Below are 18,442 nucleotides of genomic sequence, written 5' to 3'. Positions count from 1 at the left end.
TCTAGTATTCCTAGACAAAACCTAGACAACCTGGAAGGCCACCCGATGAGAGCTCAGCTCCTGCCCCGTTTCCTAGGACTGCTCACCCTCGGGTACGGCGCCTACACAGCAGCCCGCCCGGACTCGCTGATCCGGGCCGCGGATCTGGCGGACGGCCTGGCGATCGGCCGGTCCGGGCGGGTGCTCGGCACGGTGATCGGGGTCCGGGATCTGTTGTCGGGCGCGACGATGCTGCTGGCCCCGGCGGGTCGCCCGCTGCAGGTTGCGATCGTCGCGCGGGTCGCCTGCGACCTCACCGATGTGGCTGGGTTCGGCCTCGCCGGATCACCACGATCGCGGGCCAAGGTGGCCGGCATCGCTGGCGGCTGGGGACTGCTGTGCGCGTCCTCGCTCGCGGCTGCGCGGGACCGCCGATGACCCGCACCACCCAGCCGACGGTCGCGGTCGTCGGAGCCGGGGTCTCCGGCCTGACTGCGGCGTACCTGCTGTCGCGGTCGCACTCGGTCACCCTGTTCGAGGCCGAGCCCCGGCTCGGCGGCCATGCGAACACCCAGGTCGTCCGCGACGCTGCCGGCGCTCCACTGGCGGTCGATACGGGCTTCATCGTGCACAACGACCGCACCTACCCCAAGCTCCGCAAGCTGTTCGGAGAGCTCGGCATCGCGACCCGGCCGACCGAGATGAGCATGAGCATCAGCGATCGAGCCACCGACCTCGAGTACGCCGGAGGCCTCGGAGCCGGCGGGGTCTTCGCCCAGCGTCGCCGGGTCGCCGATCCCCGGTTCCTCGGTGTCCTCGGCCAGGTCGGCCGGTTCCATCGGCGGGCGGCCGCGTTCCTGGCCTCGACCAGCGATGCGGATCTGACCAGCCTCGGCGACTTCCTGGACTCGGAGGGCTTCTCAGCGCGGTTCCGGCGGCTGTACGCCGTACCGCTGGTGTCGTGTGTCTGGTCGACCGGTGCACAGTCGTCGCTGCAGTATCCGGCCCGCTACCTGTTCCGCTTCCTCGAGCGGCACGGCATGTTGTCGTTCCGGGATTCGCCGCAATGGTGCACGGTCGTGGGCGGTTCGCGAACCTATGTGGACGCGATCGCCGACCGGCTCGAGTCGATCCGTGCGGGCCGGCCGGTTCGGGGCATCGTTCGTGGAGTCGACGACGTACGGGTGACGGACGCCGCCGGCGAGACGGCGTGCTTCGACCGGGTGGTCGTCGCGACCCACGCCGACACCGCGCTCGAGTTGCTGACCGATGCGGATCCGGCCGAGAAGGAGGTGTTGTCCGCCTTCGAGTACTCGCGCAACGAGACAGTGCTGCACACCGACCCGTCGCTGCTGCCACGGACGCCACGGGCCCGGGCGGCGTGGAACTTCCGCACCACCTCCGACGACCGGCCGCCGGTGGTGACCTACTGGATGAACCGGCTGCAAGGCCTGGACACCGAAACCCAGTTCCTGGTCACGCTGAACGCCCGGGAGCAGATCGATCCTGCCGCGGTTCTCGCGGTGATGGACTACCGCCATCCGGTCTACGACGCGGCCGCGGTCGCAGCTCAGGCAACGCTCCCGGCCCTGAACACCCATCGCACCGCCTTCGCGGGCGCCTATCACGGGTGGGGCTTCCACGAGGACGGCTGCCGCTCGGGCGTCGCGGCCGCCGCCGCGTTCGGAGTCGACTGGTGACGACACTGAGCGATCTGCCGACGCTCCCGGCTCTCGTCGTCGGACATGTTTGGCACCGGCGCCGAATCCCGGTCCGGCACGAGTTCCGGCACCGTGCGTACCTGTGGCTCGTCGACCTCGACGAGTTGCCCCAGCTTCCACCCTGGTTGCGGCCGCTCGCCAAGTTCGACGCACGTGACCACCTGGGCAGCGGATCGGCCGGGATCAAGCCCGCTGTCCAGCGCTACCTGGCGCACCAGGGCGTCGTACTCGGACCCGGCGACCGCGTCGTGATGCTCGCGAACGCCAGGGTGCTCGGCTATGTCTTCGATCCGCTCACCGTGTTCTGGTGCTTCGCCGCCGACGGCACGCTCCGGTGCGTCGTGGCCGAGGTGCACAACACGTACGGCGAGCGGCACGCGTACCTGCTCCGCCCCGAAGCGGACGGTACGGCGGAAGTCGGCAAGGAGTTCTTCGTGTCACCGTTCAACGACGTCTCCGGGCGCTATGCCTTCCGGTTCGCGGTGTCGCCGGAGCACCTGTCGATCTCGATCACGTTGAACCGTGGCGACCGACCGGTCTTCGCGGCCGGCTTCGGCGGCCGGATCCGCCCGGCGACGGCCATGGCCGTGGCCAAGACCGCACTCGTCCTGCCGGCGATGCCGCAGCGCGCCTCCATCCTGATCCGCGCGCACGGGATCTGGCTGTGGCTCCGCCGCCTGCCGGTGCTGTCCCGACCCGTTCACCAACCACCGGAAGGAGTCCGATGACCTCGATCATCACCTCGCCGCGCATCCACAATCAGCCAGGCCCGCTACGTCCCCGCGCCTGGCTCACCCGGGCCCTGGTGGACCAGGTCCTGGCGGGCGTGCCGGTACGGGCGCTCTACCCGGACGGCGCCGTCCGGGGTGGCGGCGGCCCGGACGATCCGGCCCTGCGGATCGTCCGGCCCGTCGCGTTCTTCGAGCGGCTCGGGCGCAACCCGAAGATCGGTCTGGGTGAGGCCTACACGGCCGGCGACTGGACCGTTGCCGAGGGCACCGATCTCGGCGAGTTGCTGACGCCGTTCGCGGCCCGGCTCACCGCGTTGCTGCCCCGCCCGCTGACCCGGCTGCGCGGTCTCGTGGACCAGCGCGTTCCCCGCGGGTTGCGCAACTCGCTCTCCGGGGCACGCGCCAACGTCAGTGCGCACTACGACCTGAGCAACGAGCTCTTCGCCCGATTCCTCGACCCGACGATGAGCTACAGCTGTGCGGTGTTCGACGGACAGCCGCCGTACGGCGCTCAGAGTCTGGAGACGGCCCAGCGCCGCAAGATCGACCGGATCCTCGACCTGGCCGGAGTGACCGAGGGCACCCGGCTGCTCGAGATCGGTATTGGTTGGGGCGCACTCGCGATCGCGGCCGCGCGCCGGGGTGCACTGGTCACCGGCGTGACCTTGTCCAGCGAGCAGCTCGATCTCGCGACGAAGTGGGTGGCCGACGCCGGTGTCGGGGATCGGGTCGAGCTGCGGCTGCAGGACTACCGGTCGGTGCAGGGTGAGTTCGACGCGATCGTCAGCGTGGAGATGATCGAGGCCGTGGGTGAGGAGTACTGGCCGACGTACTTCGCCGCACTCGACCGCCTGCTGGCTCCTGGTGGCACGATCGCGTTGCAGGCGATCCTGATGGACCACGACCGGATGCTGGCGACGCGCAACTCGTTCAGCTGGATCCAGAAGTACATCTTCCCGGGCGGTCTGATTCCGTCCCGGCGGGCGATCGAGGAGAGCCTGGCGGCGAACACTGGGCTCCGGATCGTCGCCGATGATCGGTTCGGTCCGCATTACGCGGAGACGCTACGGCGCTGGCGGCGACGCTTCGAGGACCAGTGGCCACAGCTCCGGCAGTTCGGGTTCGACGAGAGGTTCCGCCGGACGTGGGAGTTCTATCTGGCCTACTGCGAGGCGGGCTTCGCGGCGGGCTATCTCGATGTCGGTCAGCTGCAGCTGGCCCGGGGATCGCGATGAGCGCCCTCGCGGGCCGGGCGGTCTGGGTGGTCGGTGCCTCCAGCGGAATTGGTGCCGCGTTGGCTGCCGAGCTGGTCGTTCGGGGCGCGCGGGTGGCGATCTCGGCTCGGCGGGCCGATCAGCTCAAGGAGGTTGCCGGCGAGCGGATGTCCGCCGTACCGCTCGATGTGACCGATCGGATCGCTGTCGATGCAGCCGCCAAAGAGGTCGCCGGCCTCATCGGTGCGCCGGACCTGGTCGTGTTCAGCGCCGGCGTCTGGGAGCAACTGGACGCCGCAGCCTGGGACCGGGACCTCTTTGCCCGGCACATCGAGGTCAACCTGCTCGGCCTCAACAACGTTCTCGGTGCGGTGCTGCCACCGATGCTCGAGCGTGGTCACGGCGGTTTCGTCGGGGTGTCGTCCGTGGCGGGATATCGCGGCCTGGCCGGGGCCGAGGCGTACGGCGCCACCAAGGCCGCGCAGATCAACCTGCTGGAGGCGTTGCGGATCGCGGTCGCCGGGCTGGGAGTCGATGTCGTCACGGTCTGTCCCGGGTTCGTCAAGACCGAACTGACCGCCGGGAACTCGTTCCCGATGCCGTTCATCATCGAGGCGGATCAGGCCGCCCGGGCGATCTGCGACGGACTCGAGCAGGGCCGGGCCGAGATCGTCTTCCCGCTGCCGATGGCCGTGCTGATGAAGATCGCCCGCCTGCTTCCGGTCCGCCTCTGGGCGACCGCGATGCAGCGGGTCAGTCGTCCCAAAGGACGTTGAGAGCGGACGGCTTGCGGAAGACGAGACCCCGCGGTGGTGGTGACCCAGGTGCGAGGCGCAGGCCCGGCAGTCGCAGTACGGCGTCAACCGCGGTCAGCGTCTCCAGGCGGGTGAGGTGCATCCCGAGGCAGATGTGCGGTCCGCTGGCGAAGGCGAGATGGCGTCGCGCGTTGGACCGCCGTACGTCGAACTCGTCGGGCGACTCGAAGACCGCCGGGTCGCGGCCGGCGCCGGCGAGCGACACGGTGACGAGGTCGCCCTGTCGGATTGACTCACCGGCCAGGTCGACGTCGCGGGTGGCGTAGCGGTCGACCACCGCGGCGGCCGGTTCGAGACGGAGCGACTCCTCCAGCGCGTTCGGCAGCAGCGTGCGGTCGGCCAGCACGAGATCCAGCTGATCCCGGTGCGTCAGCAGATGCCACAGCGCGTTGGTGATCATGCCCTCGGTGGTCTCGATCCCGCCGAACATCAGCACCGCGGCGTTCGCCACCACGTCGTCCACGCCGAGCCCGGCCTGGGCCGCGGCGGCGAGCAGCGAGTCCGACGAGTCGATGCCCGAGGCAACATGTTTGTGCAGTTCCGCAAAGGCGGCCGCGCCCTCGGCGGTGACCGGCCGTCCGGCCGAGACGCCCGTCACCGAGTCGGAGATCGCGGTGTACCAGCCCAGCACTGTCGAGGCCGAGGCCGGCGGCAACCCGAGCGAGTACGCGACCACCGCCACGGACAGCGGCCCGGCAAGAGCCGTCCGAAGGTCGGCGCCGGCCGGCTGGACGGCGGCGAGCAGCTCGTCGACGGTCTGTTGCACGAAGGCGGTGAAGCGACGGCGGGTCTCGGCGAGGCCGAACGGCGGATCGAAAGGCTCGCGGTGCGCGGCGTGCGCGGCCCCATCCAACGACAGCATCGAAGGCCCGACCACCTGCGCGGTCGAGAACCGCGGGTCGTCAACGGTGAAGGTCTCCGGATCACGCAGGACCTGGAGAGCCAGCCCGCGCGACGACACCACCCACCCGCCGAGCGCCTCCACCCACCCCACCGGCCGGAGCGCGGCCAGCGCCGGATGGGGGTCCTCGGTCAACTCCTCGACGGTGATCATCGCCGACCAGCTTAAGCACGCCCGAACTGTGGTCCTGGCGAATACCGAAACGCACACTGAGGCATGGACTGGTCGGCACTGCTCACCGCACTCCTGGCACTCGGCGGCGTACTGGTCGGCGCCTACCTGCAGCGCGTCGGCAGCTACGAGGAGTGGCGCCGCAACCAGCTCTACGACCTGTACGTGGAACTCGTCCCGATCCTGCGCCGCGCCCAAGGCGCACTGGGTTCAGAGCTGGCCGTGACGTCCAACAAAGTTGCGACGGAGCTGAGCCGGTTGATGCCACGCGCAGAGATCTTGTGCTCGGCGGACGCCCTGCAGGGCATCAAAGGCGTCTACACGACGATGAGCCGGACCGGTGTGCCGTGGTACGTCGAGGGCGAGGATCGCGACACTTACCCACGGGAGAAGGGACTCGGCGACCAGTCGGCGATGCGGCGACGGGTCGACGACCTGATGTCCGTGTTGGTGCGGGATCTGAAGGCGCCGCGGGGGCGTTCGGCCAGCCGGCTCGTGCGTTTGCTCAAGCGGCCTCCGCGCCCGGTCGAGGATCGCGCGACTGGATAGGACCACCGACTATACTGGTATTGCTGAGACAGATTGGATCTCAACGACTCAGCGGGCCTCCGGGTTACGGATCCCGGAGGAACGCCCTCTAGGGTGTGGGCCATGTCTGAGAACCTGGTGCTGCTGCCTGCCGTGGATGTGGCGGACGGTCAGGCGGTCCGGTTGGTGCAGGGCGAGGCCGGAAGCGAGACGTCGTACGGCGATCCGCTGGCCGCTGCGACGGCCTGGCAGGACGCCGGTGCGGAGTGGATCCACCTGGTCGACCTGGACGCGGCGTTCGGCCGCGGCAGCAACCGTGAACTGCTCGCCGAGGTGACCGGCAAGCTGGACGTCCAGGTCGAGCTCTCCGGTGGCATCCGCGACGACGACTCGCTCGAGGCGGCGCTCGCGACCGGAGCGCGCCGGGTCAACATCGGCACCGCCGCGCTCGAGAACCCGGAGTGGTGCGACCGGATCATCCAGCAGTACGGCGACCGGGTCGCGATCGGGCTCGACGTCCGCGGCCGGACCTTGGCGGCCCGCGGCTGGACGAAGGAAGGCGGCGACCTGTACGAGGTGCTCGAGCGGCTGGAAGCGGCCGGCTGCGAGCGGTACGTGGTCACCGACGTCACCAAGGACGGCATGCTCCAGGGCCCGAACCTGGACCTGTACCGCGATCTGTGCGCGCGCACCGCGAGGCCCATCGTCGCCTCCGGCGGCGTCTCCAGCCTGGACGACCTGAAGGCGCTGAGCACACTGGTCCCGGACGGCGTCGAAGGCGTCATCGTGGGTAAGGCTCTGTACGCCGGTGCGTTCACCCTGACCGAGGCACTCGAGCTCACGCGTGGAGGCGACAAGTGAGTCTGGCCGACAAGCTCAAGGACAAGAAGGTCCTGGTCACCGGCGTCACCGGGTTCGTCGGTGAGGCCTTGCTGCATCGGATCATCGGCGACCTGCCCGGCACCACCGTGGTCGCGATCATCCGCCCCAAGGGCTCGCTCACCGGCACCGACCGGATGGCGCAGCTGCTGAAGAAGGACATCTTCAAGCCGTTCTACGGCGAGGGCACCGAGCACGCCGACGCCGAGGCGCTGTCCGCGGCCCGGATCCAGGTGATCGACGGCGACCTGTCCGACGTACCGGAGCTGCCGACGGATCTCGACATCGTTGTGCACTGCGCCGGCGACGTCAGCTTCGACCCGCCGATCCACGAGGCGTTCACGACCAATGTGCTCGGCACCAAGAGCCTGCTCGAGCGGATCGTGGAGACCGGCCGCCCGGTTCACTACGTGCACATCTCCACCGCGTACACCGCGGGCCGCCGGCGGGGCGCGATCCCCGAGGCGTCGGTCGAGCACACCGTCGACTGGCGGGCCGAGGCCGAGGCCGGGATGGCGATGAAGTCGCGGATCGAGGAGCAGTCCCGGTCCGCGCCGATGCTGGCCAAGTTCCGCAAGGACGCCGAGAAGCTGCACCGCCGCGCCGGTCACCTGACGGCCGCGGCCGACACCGAGCGCCGCCGTACCGAGTGGGTCGCGAAGAAGCTGGTCGAGACCGGCACCGAGCGGGCCCGCAGCCTCGGCTGGACGGACTGCTACACGTTCACCAAGGCGCTCGGCGAGCGCGTGGTCGAGGAGTTCTCGTCGAAGCTGCCGACCTCGATCGTCCGGCCGGCCATCATCGAGTCCGCGGTGCAGAGCCCGCACCCGGGCTGGATCGAGGGCTTCAAGATGGCCGAGCCGCTGATCCTGGCCTACGGCCGCGGCGAGCTGCCCGAGTTCCCGGCCAGCCCGGACTCCGTGGTCGAGATCATCCCGGTCGACCACGTCGTCGGCGCGATCTGCGCCGTGATGGCGACCGAGCCGGAGCTGTCCAAGCCGGAGTACTACCACGTCAGCTCCGGCGCCCGGAACCCGCTGACCTTCGAACAGCTGTACGCCGGAGTCCGCGCGTACTTCTCCAAGCACCCGTTCGACCTGGGTGAGCGCGGCGCGGTCCGGCTGCCGGTGTGGAAGTTCCCCGGTGGCGACTCGGTCGAGTCGATGCTCCGGTACGGCGAACGCGCGCACAAGCTGGCCGACGCCGTGATCACCCGCGTCCCGCGCGGCGAGCGGACCCGGAAGTACGCCCGCGAGCTCGATGTGCAGAAGCGCCGGCTCGACTTCCTCCGCCGCTACATGGATCTGTACTCCGAGTACGCCCAGGCGGAGCTCCAGTTCATCGACGACAACGTGCTTGCCCTGCACAACGCGCTCGAGGGCGACGACCGGGAGAAGTTCTGGTGCGACACCTCGATCGTCGACTGGCAGCACTACCTGCAAGAGGTGCACTGCCCGAGTGTCACCGACTCGCTGCGCCGGCTGGACGTCGTCCGCAAGAAGCGGAACAAGGCGCTGGCCGAGTCCGCCGGCGTCCTGAAGAAGGTCGAGCCGACGCAGGACGCGGAGGTGATCGCCGCGTTCGACATGGACGGCACGCTGCTGTCGTCGAACGTGATCGAGACCTACCTGTGGATGCGGCTGCCCGAGCTCGACAGTCACCAGCGGGTCGGCGAGATCGGCTCGATGCTGCGCCGGCTGCCGAAGCTCATCTCGGCCGAGCGCAAGGACCGGGGCACGTTCCTCCGCACGATCTACCGCCGCTACGAGGGCGCCGATCTGGAGGAGCTGAACCGCATCGTCGACGAGATCCTCGCCGAGCACGTGCTGGAGCGGCTGAGCGGCGCCGCCGTACGACGGATCCGCGAGCACCGCGCGGCCGGGCACAGGACGATCCTGATCACCGGCGCGATCCGGCCGCTGACCCGGCCGCTCGAGCCGCTGTTCGACGAGATCGTCGCGGCCGAGCTGGCGGTTGACGACCGCGGCCGCTGCACCGGGTTCCTGTCCGGGCCGCCGCTGGTCGGTGAGTCCCGGGCCGCGTGGATCAAGCACCGCGCCCGCGGCACGAACATCGACCTGTCCAAGTCCTACGCCTACGCCGACAGCCATTCGGACCTGCCGATGCTGACGACCGTCGGCAATCCGGTCGCGGTCTCGCCGGACGTGTCGCTGTTCCGGGCCGCCCGGGCCGCGCGCTGGCAGATCGTCGACTGGAAGACCCCATCCACCTCGTCCCGACTGGAGCTCCCTGGGGTGAACGCCCGATGATGCTCGCGCTCGAGATGTACCGGTCGCCGGCCAAGTTCCTGGCGGCCAAGGCGGTCGGCGGCCGCATCCCCGGCATCCTGACCGGTCCGGCCGCGCCGCTGCGTCTTGTCACGATCAACGAGCCGAAGGCCGAGCGGGAGGGCTGGGCGCGGATCCGCCCGATCCTGTCCGGCATCTGTGGCTCCGACCTCGGCATGGTGACCGGGTCGACCAAGCTGTATTTCTCCGCGGTGGTGTCGATGCCGTTCGTGCCCGGCCACGAGGTCGTCGGCGAACTGCTCGACGACTGCGAGGACCTGCCGAAGGGCACCCGCGTCGTGATGGACTCCGTCCTGACCTGCGCCGCCCGTGGTGTCGAGCCGTGTGAAGGCTGCGCGTCGGGCAACACCAACCGGTGCGACCGGATCACCGTGGGCCACGTGGCGCCGGGTCTGCAGACCGGGTTCTGCCACGACACCGGTGGCGGCTGGGGCAACGTGATGATCGCCCACCGCAGCCAGCTGTACGCCGTACCTGACGGGCTGACCGACGAGCGGGCTGTGCTGGTGGAGCCGTTGGCCGGTGCGGTGCACGCCGCGCTCCGGGCCAAGGTCGAGCCGGGGCAGTCGGTGCTCGTCAGTGGTGCCGGTGCGGTCGGGCTGTTCGCCACGCTCGCGTTGCGGGAGCTGACCCAGGCCGGCCGGATCACGGTGGTCGCCAAGCACGCGAAGCAGCGTGAGCTGGCGCGGGCGTTCGGTGCCAGCGACGTGGTCGCGCCCGACGAGGTGTTCCGCGGCGTCCGGCGGTCGACCGGCGCGTTCCGGCTGAAGCCGGACTTCGGGGCGGGCGAGTTCCTGCTCGGTGGTGTGGACGTCGCGGTCGACGCGGTCGGCAGCAAGGACTCGATCGACACCGTGCTGCGGGTCACCAAGGCCGGCGGCCGGGTGGTCCTGTCCGGGATGCCGGCCAGCGGCGCCGACCTGTCGCCGGTGTGGTTCCGCGAGCTCGAGGTGACCGGCACCTATGCGTCCGCGCGGGAGGAACCGAACGGGCGCCCGGCGTTCGAGACCGCGCTCGACCTGGCCGGCCGGGCCCCGCTGGACGGGATCGTCGGGGCCCGCTACCCGCTGTACCGCTGGCGCGAGGCGATCGACCACGCGCATTCGGCCGGCCGGCTCGGCACGGTGAAAGTCGCATTCGATGTGAGGGCCTCATGAGGGCGCTGAACGTACGACGAGAGAGGTTCTGACATGTCTCGGCCAGGGTTTGTGCTTGAGGTTGACGACCGGACGCCGCCGCTGCTCGTGCACAACGGTGAGGGCTTCCTGCTGGAGCGGTTCCCGCTCGGTACCCGGGTGGTGTACCCGCCGGAGGCGCTGCCGCCGGTCCGGGACGTCGAGGAGGCGATCCAGGACGCGCTGCTGAACCCGATCGACTCCGAGCCGCTGCCGGAGCTGCTCCGGCCCGGGATGCGGCTGACCATCGCCTTCGACGACATCTCGCTGCCGCTGCCGCCGATGAAGAAGCCGGACATCCGCCAGCGCGTCATCGAGGCCGTCCTGACGCTGGCCGCCGACGCGGGCGTCGACGACGTCGAGCTGATCTCGGCGAACGCGCTGCACCGCCGGCTGACCCCGAACGAGTTGCGCGACATCGTCGGCGAGCGGGTCTTCCGGTCGTTCTTCCCCGACGGCAAGCTCTACAACTTCGACGCCGAGGACACCGCGAACCTGACCCACCTGGGCCAGACCAAGCACGGCGAGGACGTCGAGATCTCCAAGCGGGCGGCCGAGTCCGACCTGCTGGTCTACGTGAACGTGAACCTGGTGGCGATGGACGGCGGCCACAAGTCGACGTCGATCGGGCTGGCGTCGTACAAGTCGCTGAAGCACCACCACAACAGCCACACGATGATCCACTCCCGTTCGTTCATGGACCACAAGGCCTCGAAGATGCACCACTCGGCCTGGCGGATGGGTGAGGTGCTGACCCAGCACGTCAAGGTGTTCCAGATCGAGACCACGCTGAACAACGACATCTTCGGTGGTCCGCTGGAGTTCCTGCAGAAGCGCGAGTGGGAGTGGTCGATCAAGGACCAGGCCTCGATGCTCGGCACCAAGCGCGCGCTCGCGGCGGCGCCGAACAAGCTGCGGCACCGGATCTTCACCGACGTCCGGTCGAACTACGGGCTGACCGGGATCCACGCCGGCGCGATCGAGCCGGTGCACGAGAAGACCATCGCGAACGTGCACCGCCAGCACCTGGTCGAGGTGCAGGGCCAGTCCGACGTCGCGATCATGGGCGTGCCGTTCGTCGGCCCGTACAACGTGAACTCGGTGATGAACCCGATCCTGGCCGCCTGCATGGGCCTGGGCTACTACTTCAACTCGTACCGGGGCAATCCCGTGGTCCGCAAGGACGGCGCGGTCATCCTCTACCACCCGGTGCCGTACGAGTTCAGCCAGTTGCACCACCCGTCGTACGTCGACTTCTTCGAGGAGGTGCTCTCGGAGAGCACCGACCCGGCGACGATCGAGGCGAAGTTCGAGAAGCAGTACGCCGAGGACCCGTGGTACATCCACCTGTACCGGACGTCGTACGCGTATCACGGCGTGCACCCGTTCTACATGTGGTACTGGATCTCGCACGCGCTGGATCACTGCGGCGACATCGTCTGGGTCGGCGCGAATCGCAAGACCGTCGAGCGGATGGGCTTCCGGTCCGCGTCGACGCTCCAGGACGCGCTCGAGATGGTCAGCCACTCGGTCGGGCGGTCGCCGTCGATCACCTACCTGCACAACCCGCCGCACCTGCTCGCGGACGTGCGCTGATGGGTACCGGCCTGGTGAAGTTCAGCCGGGACACCGCGCGTGACGTGAAGCAGGTCGCGCGCGGGTGGCGGTGGGGCCGGCGGCCGCAGGTGCCGCGGTCGGCCGAGCCGTACGTGATCCCGAAGGAGACCTCGGTCTTCCCGACGAAGTGGGCCCGGACGCCGGCCGCGATCGCGGTCCGCGAGGTGCTGCAGAAGGGCGCGCTCAACTCGGTGCTGCGCTTCGAGGTGAACCCGCAGGTGAGCGGGCTCGACTCGCTGCTGAAGCTCAACGGCCCGGCGCTGATCGTGGCGAACCACTCGTCGCACCTGGACACTCCGTTGCTGCTGTGCACGCTGCCGGACGGTATGCGCCGCAAGACCGCGGTGGCCGCGGCAGCGGACTACTTCTTCGACACCTGGTGGCGGGCGACCGCGTCGGCGATCGTGTTCAACACGTTCCCGATCGAGCGCCGTGGCGGCAAGCTCAGCTCGACCCCGGGCGACCTGCTCGCGGACGGCTGGAACGTCGTCGTCTTCCCGGAGGGGACGCGCTCGCCCGACGGCTGGATGGAGCGGTTCCGGATGGGTGCGGCGTACCTCGCCGTCGAGCATGGTGTGCCGGTGATCCCGGTCGGCATCAAGGGCTCGTTCGCCGCGATGCCCCGTGGCCGCGGCTGGCCGGTCCCCGGCCGCCCGGCGGTCGCGGTCCGGTACGGCGATCCGCTACGCCCGGCCGAGGGGGAGAGCGCGCGCGAGTTCGCGCCGAAGATCTCTGCCGCGGTCTCGGCCCTCCTCGACGAGGAGTCGACCACCTGGTACGAGTCCCGCCGTCGCGTCGCGGCCGGCCAGTCCCCGTCCCAGTCCGGTCCCGACGCCGCCCGCTGGCGCCGGGTCTGGGAATCCACCGCGCCGATCAAGCCGGCCGGCACCAGACACCGCGCCTGGAAGTAGCCGCGAAAAGGGGGCTGTGGGCAACCACAGCCCCCTTTCGTCAGGAGATCGGTCCGGCGGCAGCCGCAGCCAGTGCCGCGTAGCCAGAGTCGTTCGGATGCAGGTGATCCCCGGAGTCGTACGCGGGGTCTAGCCGCTGCTCGTCCGCCGGATCACCGACGGCCAGGGCGAAATCGGCGACCGCGTCGTACTGGCCCGAGGTGCGGATCCAATGGTTGACCTGGTCGCGGATGGCCTCCGCCCGGGCGAACTCGGCCGGTTCCATGTAGTCGGCCTTGAACGGCGTGATCGTCCCGCCGACGATCCGGACGCCGTGCGCGTGCGCGGCGGCGATCATGCGGCGGTAACCGCCGATGAGTTGCTCCGCGGTGACCCTCGGAGTGACGCCGCAGCCGAAGTTGTGCTCGCTGTCCCAGATGTCGTTCTCGCCTTCCTCCACGATCACGGTGCGAACCCCAGGCTGCCCGAGGGCGTCGCGTTCGAACCTGGACACGCCCTGCGCGCCGAAGCACTGCAACTCGCTGAGCAACAGGTTTCCGGTGATGCCGACGTTGGCCACGCCGAGCCGACGCGTCCGGAGCCGCTGTGCCAATGCGTCGGAGTAGCGGTGATCGGCACCGACGGTCGAGTTGTGCCCGTTGGTGATCGAGTCGCCGAACGTCACGACGGTGCCCGTCGCGCCTGTCACATCGACGCCGGTGAGGTAGTAGACCGAGTGACTCGTCTGGCTAAAGGTCGCGTCGTCGTACAGGTGGTTGCCGTCGGCCGCGTACGCCGTGGTGAGGCCGTCCTCGTGGAAGGTGGCCGGCCCGGTGGCACCGTCGACGTACAGCGAGATCGTGAGTTGCTCGCCGGCAGTGGTCGCGACCTTCAGTGGGTCCGAGGTGATCGTCCGGCCGGTTGCGATGGTGGTCTGCGGTGAGCCGTGGAAGGTCGCCGTCAGGTGCCGTTCGCCGAGTGTCAGGCCGGTGAGGTGGAGCGGCTTGGTGCCGTACTGGTTCGAGAGCCGGACCCGCAGACTCCGGCCGCCCGTGCTGAGCCGGATCGTCTGCCGGACCGTCTGGTGATCGAAGCCGGCCGTGCTCCAGTTGCCGGTCGCCGGGGTGGGACGTTGCATCGCCGTCGCCCAGGCAGCCGACCACGTGGGGTCGCGAGGCTCGGCTTGCGCCGGCGACGTGACGAGCGCCGTGGCGGTCAGGGCAAGCGCGGCGATCAGGGTGGTGCGCATCGTGGTCCTCTCGTAGGAAGATCCAATAGTTGCAGGGAATCTAGTTGCAATGCAACTAGATTTCGGACACGACCGGGTTTGCGAGGTTCGAGTCGGTACCCTTTCCGCGTGACTCTTGCCGTGCGCGTGATCCCTTGTCTGGACGTCGACGCCGGGCGGGTGGTCAAGGGGGTGAACTTCACCGGCCTGCGGGACGCCGGGGATCCGGTCGAGATGGCCCAGGTGTACGACGCGGAGGGCGCCGACGAGCTCACCTTCCTCGACATCACCGCGTCCTCGGGCTCGCGCGAGACGACGTACGACGTGGTCGGGCGGACCGCCGAGCAGGTCTTCATGCCGCTCACCGTGGGCGGCGGGGTCCGCGAGGCGGCGGACGTGGACCGGCTGCTGCGGGCCGGTGCGGACAAGGTCGGCATCAACACCGGCGCGATCGCCCGGCCGGAAGTGATCCGGGAGATCGCCCACCGTTTCGGGAACCAGGTGCTGGTGCTGTCCCTCGACGTACGGCGTTCCGCGGAGCAGCCGAGTGGGTTCGAGGTGACCACCCACGGCGGCCGCCGGCCGGCCGGACTGGACGCGATCGAGTGGGCTCAGCGCGGGTGTGAGCTGGGCGCGGGGGAGATCCTGCTGAACTCGATGGACGCCGACGGCACCAAGCAGGGCTTCGACCTCGAACTGATCCGGGCGGTCCGCGAGGTGGTCGACGTACCGCTGATCGCCAGTGGGGGAGCGGGGGCGCCGGAGCACTTCCCGCCCGCGGTCGAGGCCGGGGCGGACGCCGTACTCGCCGCCAGTGTGTTCCACTTCGGGGACTTCCGGATCGCGGACGTCAAGAAGGCGTTGCGCGACGCCGGGATCGTGGTCCGGTGAGTGTGCAGATGCCGGAGGCCGGACGATCGGAGCACGGCGAGCGGCTGGTCGCGGACATCGAGCAGGAACTGTCCGCGCTGTTCCGCCGATCCCGGTCCGCCTCGCTGCGGCTCGCGCGCCGGGTGCACCCCGAGATGGACGCGGCCGGCTACGCGCTGATCTCCCAGATCGAGCTCGGTACGGCGAGCGGTGGCGCCGGGGTCCGTGCGTCGGACGTCGCCCAGGTCCTCGGCCTGGACAAGTCCACGGTCAGCCGCGGCATCACCCAGCTCGAGAACCTGGGCCTGATCGAACGCGTCGGCGACCCCGACGACGGCCGCGCCCGGCTGCTCCGCCTCACCAGCACCGGAGCCGAGCGCTTCGACGCGATGCGCGCCCAGCGCCAGACCGAGTTCCGCGCGATCCTCGGCCGCTGGAACCCCACCGATCTCGCCGACCTCGGACGCCTCCTCGCCCGCCTCAACACCGACCTGGGCTGACATCGTTCAGCGGGGCGCGCGTTCGGCCCGGCCGTCGGCGTCGTGACCTAGCGCGAGCCAATCGGCCCAGTCGAGATCGGTGTCGTGCCAGGAGAAGTGCAGGCCGCCGAGGTCGGTCAGGTAGTAGGTGTTGTTCTCGAAGCGATTGTTGTTCCGTTCGCCGTAGATCGCAGTGTCACCCGTGTCCTGGACGGCACCGCTGGTCTGGCCCGGCTCCATCGTGATCCGGTTGTCGTGGACCCAGATGTTGCGGACGAGGTGCGGACCGTGGGGGGCGGGCGACTCGTGCACCCGGTTCCCGCTGTCGATGAGGACGATCCCGTTGGCGTTGCGCGCGACGGTGTTGCCGGTGACCTCGATGAGTCCGGCCCCGCCCGACGACTGGATCTGGATGCCGCCTTCCCAGGCCCACCCCTTGTGGTCTTTGCCGTTGCCGGTGATCACGTTGTCGCGGATGGTGGCGTCGTAGCTGAGCTCGTGCTGGATGCCGGCTCCCCAGTTCCCGGTGATGCGGTTGGCGGCGTACTCGGTGTGGATGGCGCCGCCGTCGGACCACAGTCCCGGGCCGAGGTTGTCGTGGATGTTGTTGCGGGTGATCGACTGGCCGTCGGTCTGCCAGCTCTTGCTGCCGCCGGCTTCCCAGTCCTGCGCGTAGCCGGCGGTCCCGTTGAACGAGATCTCGTTGCCGTTGACAACCGTTCCGGCACCCCAGGCTCCGAAGCCGAGCTGGCCCTGGTGATGGACGAAGTTGGCGGACACGAAGGCCCAGTCGGCGATCCCCAGGCCGACGCCGTGGTTGAGCCGTACCTCGTTGTGGAGGATCCGCCAGCCGGACCCCATCGCGTACGGAGTCACCTGACGGCTCTCGAGGGCGGCGACCTGAGCCTCGTTGGCGGCCTGCTCGAGGACGAGGTTGGCGACGGTGATGTCGTCGGCCGTCGTACGGATCAGGCTGGGTGCGACAGCTTGCTCGACCAGGTGCCGCGACGGGTTGTCGCCGATCGTGATCGTGTTCGTGCGGTAGTCGGCATAGACGGTGCCGTTGACGAGTTTGGACAGGGATCGCACGCGGTCGAGCCGCTGCTTGTCGACGAAGACGTCCTCGGCGTACGTGCAGGCCGGCTCCGACTGCCGGCAGTTGCCGTGGTCGCCCGGGGCGGTCGGCAGGAATCCCGTGGTTGACCAGCCGCGCCCGGTCTTCCGCCAGCCGGTCAGGACCTTCGACCCGCTGATGACGGCACCTTGACGACCGATCAAGGCGTCGCCTGGCTTCGGTCGCAGCGGTTCGCGCAGCCGGTAGATGCCGGGGGAGAAGCAGTACGTCGTTCCCGGTGGATGCGCGTCGATGACGGGTTGAACGGCGTCGGACGGCTCGACCGTGACTCCGTCACACGACCTCGCGATCGGTCCGACCGGGCCGACTGGTCCGATCGGACCGGCCAGGCCGGCCCTCGCCTGCGAGGGCCGTTCGGTCGGCTCGTGGGAGCAGGACGACGACGCGGCCAGGACGGCCACGAGCGCTACGACCGCGGTCCACCGCCGCGTCACGGCTGCGCCCTACGCTGCCCCGTGGCCTCTTCGGGCTCCGCGCGTACGCCGGGGAACCACGGCCGGATCGTGGTCACGGTCACCCCGATGCCGAACATGGTCCACAACAAGGCCGCGATCTGTGGCCCTTCCAGTTGCGGGTCGAAGAAGGAGGACACCAGCACCGCCGTACACACCATCAGCGACAGCACGGCGACCTGGCGTTCGGTGTGCCGGCCCTGCCGCGTCAGCCGTCGGCAACCGGCGATCATCCGCCAGAACCAGGCCGCCCACAGCGCGATCCACAGCGACAGGCCCACCAGGCCGAGCCTGGCCGTGATGTGCAGGTGGGAGTTGTGCGGACTCCGCAGGGTCTCCTTGCCCTCGTCGTACACGCCCACCTCGGCGGCCAGGTTCTGCCCGAAGCCGGAGCCGTCGACGAGATGGCCGTCCTTGACCTGCTTGTCGAGGATCCGGGTCCACAGGTCCTGACGGCCTTCGACGGTGCCACCGAGGTTTCCGGGGGAGTCCTTCCCGGTGAGGCTCACGACGTTGGCGATCAGCTGGGAGGCGGAGTACGCCCGGCCCTGGACACCGGGCGTCGGCACCTGCAGCGACAGCAGCGACGCCACACCCAGCCCCACGACCATCACGAGCACGACGCGGCCCGCGAGTCGCAACGGGTGGCGCATGAACGTCAGCCCGATCGCTCCACCCGCCATTACTCCGAGGAGACCGCCCCGATTCTGGGTGGCGGCGAGTGCGATCACCAGGAGTGCCGGAAGACTCCACAGCGCGCGGCTGCGGGCACTGCGCTTCCCCGGCATCAGCCACATCAGCCCGAGCACCATCAGCGCCGCGACGGCCGCGCTGCCGGGCTTGCGCGACAGCACCGAAACGGCGGAGAAGGGCACCTTCGGGGCGACGTCGGCGAAGGGCGTGAGGACGAGCGCGAGCGGCAACCACACCAGCAGCCAAGGGGTGATCCGCTGGAGTCCGGCGATCATCTGGTCGAGGAGCTCCGGAGACCTGGCGAGCGCGGCTGGGATCAGGAACGCGAACAGGCAGTAGTACCAGAGCGCGGCGTCTCGCACGGCATCCAGCCCATAGGTGCCCACGCCTGGCAACGTGCGGATCAGTCCCCAGAAGACGAAGGCGAGCAGCAGTGCGAATACCGGCTCGTCCCTGAGCGGCACCACGAAGTACCGGGTGGACGCGAGGGCTGCCAGCACACCGAGCCCGAGCACCATCTCACCGATGAACAGCGGACTCCCCGGCAGATGCAGGTACGCGAACGCCCGGTCGAACAGCAGGTAACCGCCGAGGAGGAATGCGAGCGACCGGCCGTAGAGGACGAAGAGGCGTCCGGAGGACGACGGCATCCCGC

The 18,442-nt window shown here is 69.5% G+C and carries 17 protein-coding genes; 13 read left to right on the top strand and 4 right to left on the bottom strand.

All coding sequences use genetic code 11. The features are described from left to right. Positions 1–45: 45 nt before the first annotated feature. Genes OG876_RS38390 through OG876_RS38370 form a run of 5 tightly spaced genes read left to right on the top strand, consistent with a single transcriptional unit; the run spans position 46 to position 4,421 of the window. On the top strand, positions 46–417 hold the full coding sequence (locus OG876_RS38390) for a hypothetical protein (protein WP_328521630.1): 372 nt from the start codon (positions 46–48) through the stop codon (positions 415–417). Continuing rightward, the gene (locus OG876_RS38385; protein WP_328521629.1) at positions 414–1,679 is read left to right on the top strand and encodes an NAD(P)/FAD-dependent oxidoreductase; all 1,266 of its coding nucleotides are present in this window, start codon (positions 414–416) and stop codon (positions 1,677–1,679) included. The genes OG876_RS38390 and OG876_RS38385 overlap by 4 nt, the downstream gene beginning before the upstream one ends. Then, positions 1,676–2,428 (top strand): DUF1365 domain-containing protein, encoded by a 753-nt coding sequence (locus tag OG876_RS38380; protein ID WP_328521628.1) that lies wholly within the window; start codon positions 1,676–1,678, stop codon positions 2,426–2,428. The genes OG876_RS38385 and OG876_RS38380 overlap by 4 nt, the downstream gene beginning before the upstream one ends. After that, the gene (locus OG876_RS38375; protein ID WP_328521627.1) at positions 2,425–3,666 is read left to right on the top strand and encodes a cyclopropane-fatty-acyl-phospholipid synthase family protein; all 1,242 of its coding nucleotides are present in this window, start codon (positions 2,425–2,427) and stop codon (positions 3,664–3,666) included. Before OG876_RS38380 ends, OG876_RS38375 begins: the two co-directional genes overlap by 4 nt. After that, positions 3,663–4,421, top strand: a complete 759-nt coding sequence (locus OG876_RS38370; protein WP_328521626.1) for an SDR family NAD(P)-dependent oxidoreductase — start codon at positions 3,663–3,665, stop codon at positions 4,419–4,421. Before OG876_RS38375 ends, OG876_RS38370 begins: the two co-directional genes overlap by 4 nt. On the opposite strand, the gene OG876_RS38365 is transcribed toward OG876_RS38370, so the two are convergent. Next, positions 4,399–5,514: a cytochrome P450 gene (locus tag OG876_RS38365; protein WP_328521625.1), complete on the bottom strand. Its 1,116-nt coding sequence runs from the start codon at positions 5,512–5,514 to the stop codon at positions 4,399–4,401. The two genes, OG876_RS38370 and OG876_RS38365, sit on opposite strands and share 23 nt — an antisense overlap. A 63-nt stretch (positions 5,515–5,577) precedes the next feature. Here OG876_RS38365 and OG876_RS38360 point away from each other — a divergent pair, with 63 nt between their 5' ends. The 6 genes from OG876_RS38360 (at position 5,578) to OG876_RS38335 (ending at position 12,951) form a co-directional block, all read left to right on the top strand. Then, the gene (locus tag OG876_RS38360) at positions 5,578–6,081 is read left to right on the top strand and encodes a hypothetical protein (protein WP_328521624.1); all 504 of its coding nucleotides are present in this window, start codon (positions 5,578–5,580) and stop codon (positions 6,079–6,081) included. Between the two features lie 102 nt (positions 6,082–6,183). Then, positions 6,184–6,921: a bifunctional 1-(5-phosphoribosyl)-5-((5-phosphoribosylamino)methylideneamino)imidazole-4-carboxamide isomerase/phosphoribosylanthranilate isomerase PriA gene (gene priA, locus OG876_RS38355; RefSeq protein WP_328521623.1), complete on the top strand. Its 738-nt coding sequence runs from the start codon at positions 6,184–6,186 to the stop codon at positions 6,919–6,921. Beyond that, complete coding sequence (locus OG876_RS38350; protein WP_328521622.1) at positions 6,918–9,209, top strand: HAD-IB family hydrolase; 2,292 nt, start codon at positions 6,918–6,920, stop codon at positions 9,207–9,209. Before priA ends, OG876_RS38350 begins: the two co-directional genes overlap by 4 nt. Then, positions 9,209–10,405: a zinc-dependent alcohol dehydrogenase gene (locus OG876_RS38345; RefSeq protein ID WP_442914203.1), complete on the top strand. Its 1,197-nt coding sequence runs from the start codon at positions 9,209–9,211 to the stop codon at positions 10,403–10,405. The genes OG876_RS38350 and OG876_RS38345 overlap by 1 nt, the downstream gene beginning before the upstream one ends. A gap of 33 nt (positions 10,406–10,438) precedes the next feature. Continuing rightward, positions 10,439–12,019 (top strand): lactate racemase domain-containing protein, encoded by a 1,581-nt coding sequence (locus OG876_RS38340; protein ID WP_328521620.1) that lies wholly within the window; start codon positions 10,439–10,441, stop codon positions 12,017–12,019. Beyond that, entirely contained in the window at positions 12,019–12,951 is a 933-nt protein-coding gene (locus tag OG876_RS38335) for a lysophospholipid acyltransferase family protein (RefSeq protein WP_328521619.1), read from the top strand. The genes OG876_RS38340 and OG876_RS38335 overlap by 1 nt, the downstream gene beginning before the upstream one ends. Positions 12,952–12,991: 40 nt before the next feature. Here the strand turns inward: OG876_RS38335 and OG876_RS38330 are convergent, their stop codons facing one another. Further along, the gene (locus OG876_RS38330; protein ID WP_328521618.1) at positions 12,992–14,179 is read right to left on the bottom strand and encodes an SGNH/GDSL hydrolase family protein; all 1,188 of its coding nucleotides are present in this window, start codon (positions 14,177–14,179) and stop codon (positions 12,992–12,994) included. Between the two features lie 108 nt (positions 14,180–14,287). On the opposite strand from OG876_RS38330, the gene hisF reads away from it, so the two are divergent. Then, the gene (gene hisF, locus OG876_RS38325; RefSeq protein WP_328521617.1) at positions 14,288–15,049 is read left to right on the top strand and encodes an imidazole glycerol phosphate synthase subunit HisF; all 762 of its coding nucleotides are present in this window, start codon (positions 14,288–14,290) and stop codon (positions 15,047–15,049) included. Then, a complete protein-coding gene (locus OG876_RS38320) occupies positions 15,046–15,528 on the top strand; it encodes a MarR family winged helix-turn-helix transcriptional regulator (protein WP_328521616.1) in 483 nt (160 codons plus the stop codon). Before hisF ends, OG876_RS38320 begins: the two co-directional genes overlap by 4 nt. A 6-nt stretch (positions 15,529–15,534) precedes the next feature. Here the strand turns inward: OG876_RS38320 and OG876_RS38315 are convergent, their stop codons facing one another. Both OG876_RS38315 and OG876_RS38310 read right to left on the bottom strand, forming a co-directional pair. After that, on the bottom strand, positions 15,535–17,076 hold the full coding sequence (locus OG876_RS38315; protein ID WP_328521615.1) for a right-handed parallel beta-helix repeat-containing protein: 1,542 nt from the start codon (positions 17,074–17,076) through the stop codon (positions 15,535–15,537). Then, complete coding sequence (locus OG876_RS38310; protein WP_328521614.1) at positions 17,073–18,437, bottom strand: O-antigen ligase family protein; 1,365 nt, start codon at positions 18,435–18,437, stop codon at positions 17,073–17,075. The genes OG876_RS38315 and OG876_RS38310 overlap by 4 nt, the downstream gene beginning before the upstream one ends. Positions 18,438–18,442 lie beyond the last annotated feature (5 nt).

Origin of the sequence: Kribbella sp. NBC_00359 (assembly GCF_036097425.1) — a bacterium.
Classification (GTDB): Bacteria; Actinomycetota; Actinomycetes; order Propionibacteriales; family Kribbellaceae; genus Kribbella.
This window is presented reverse-complemented; position numbering and strand designations above follow the sequence as displayed.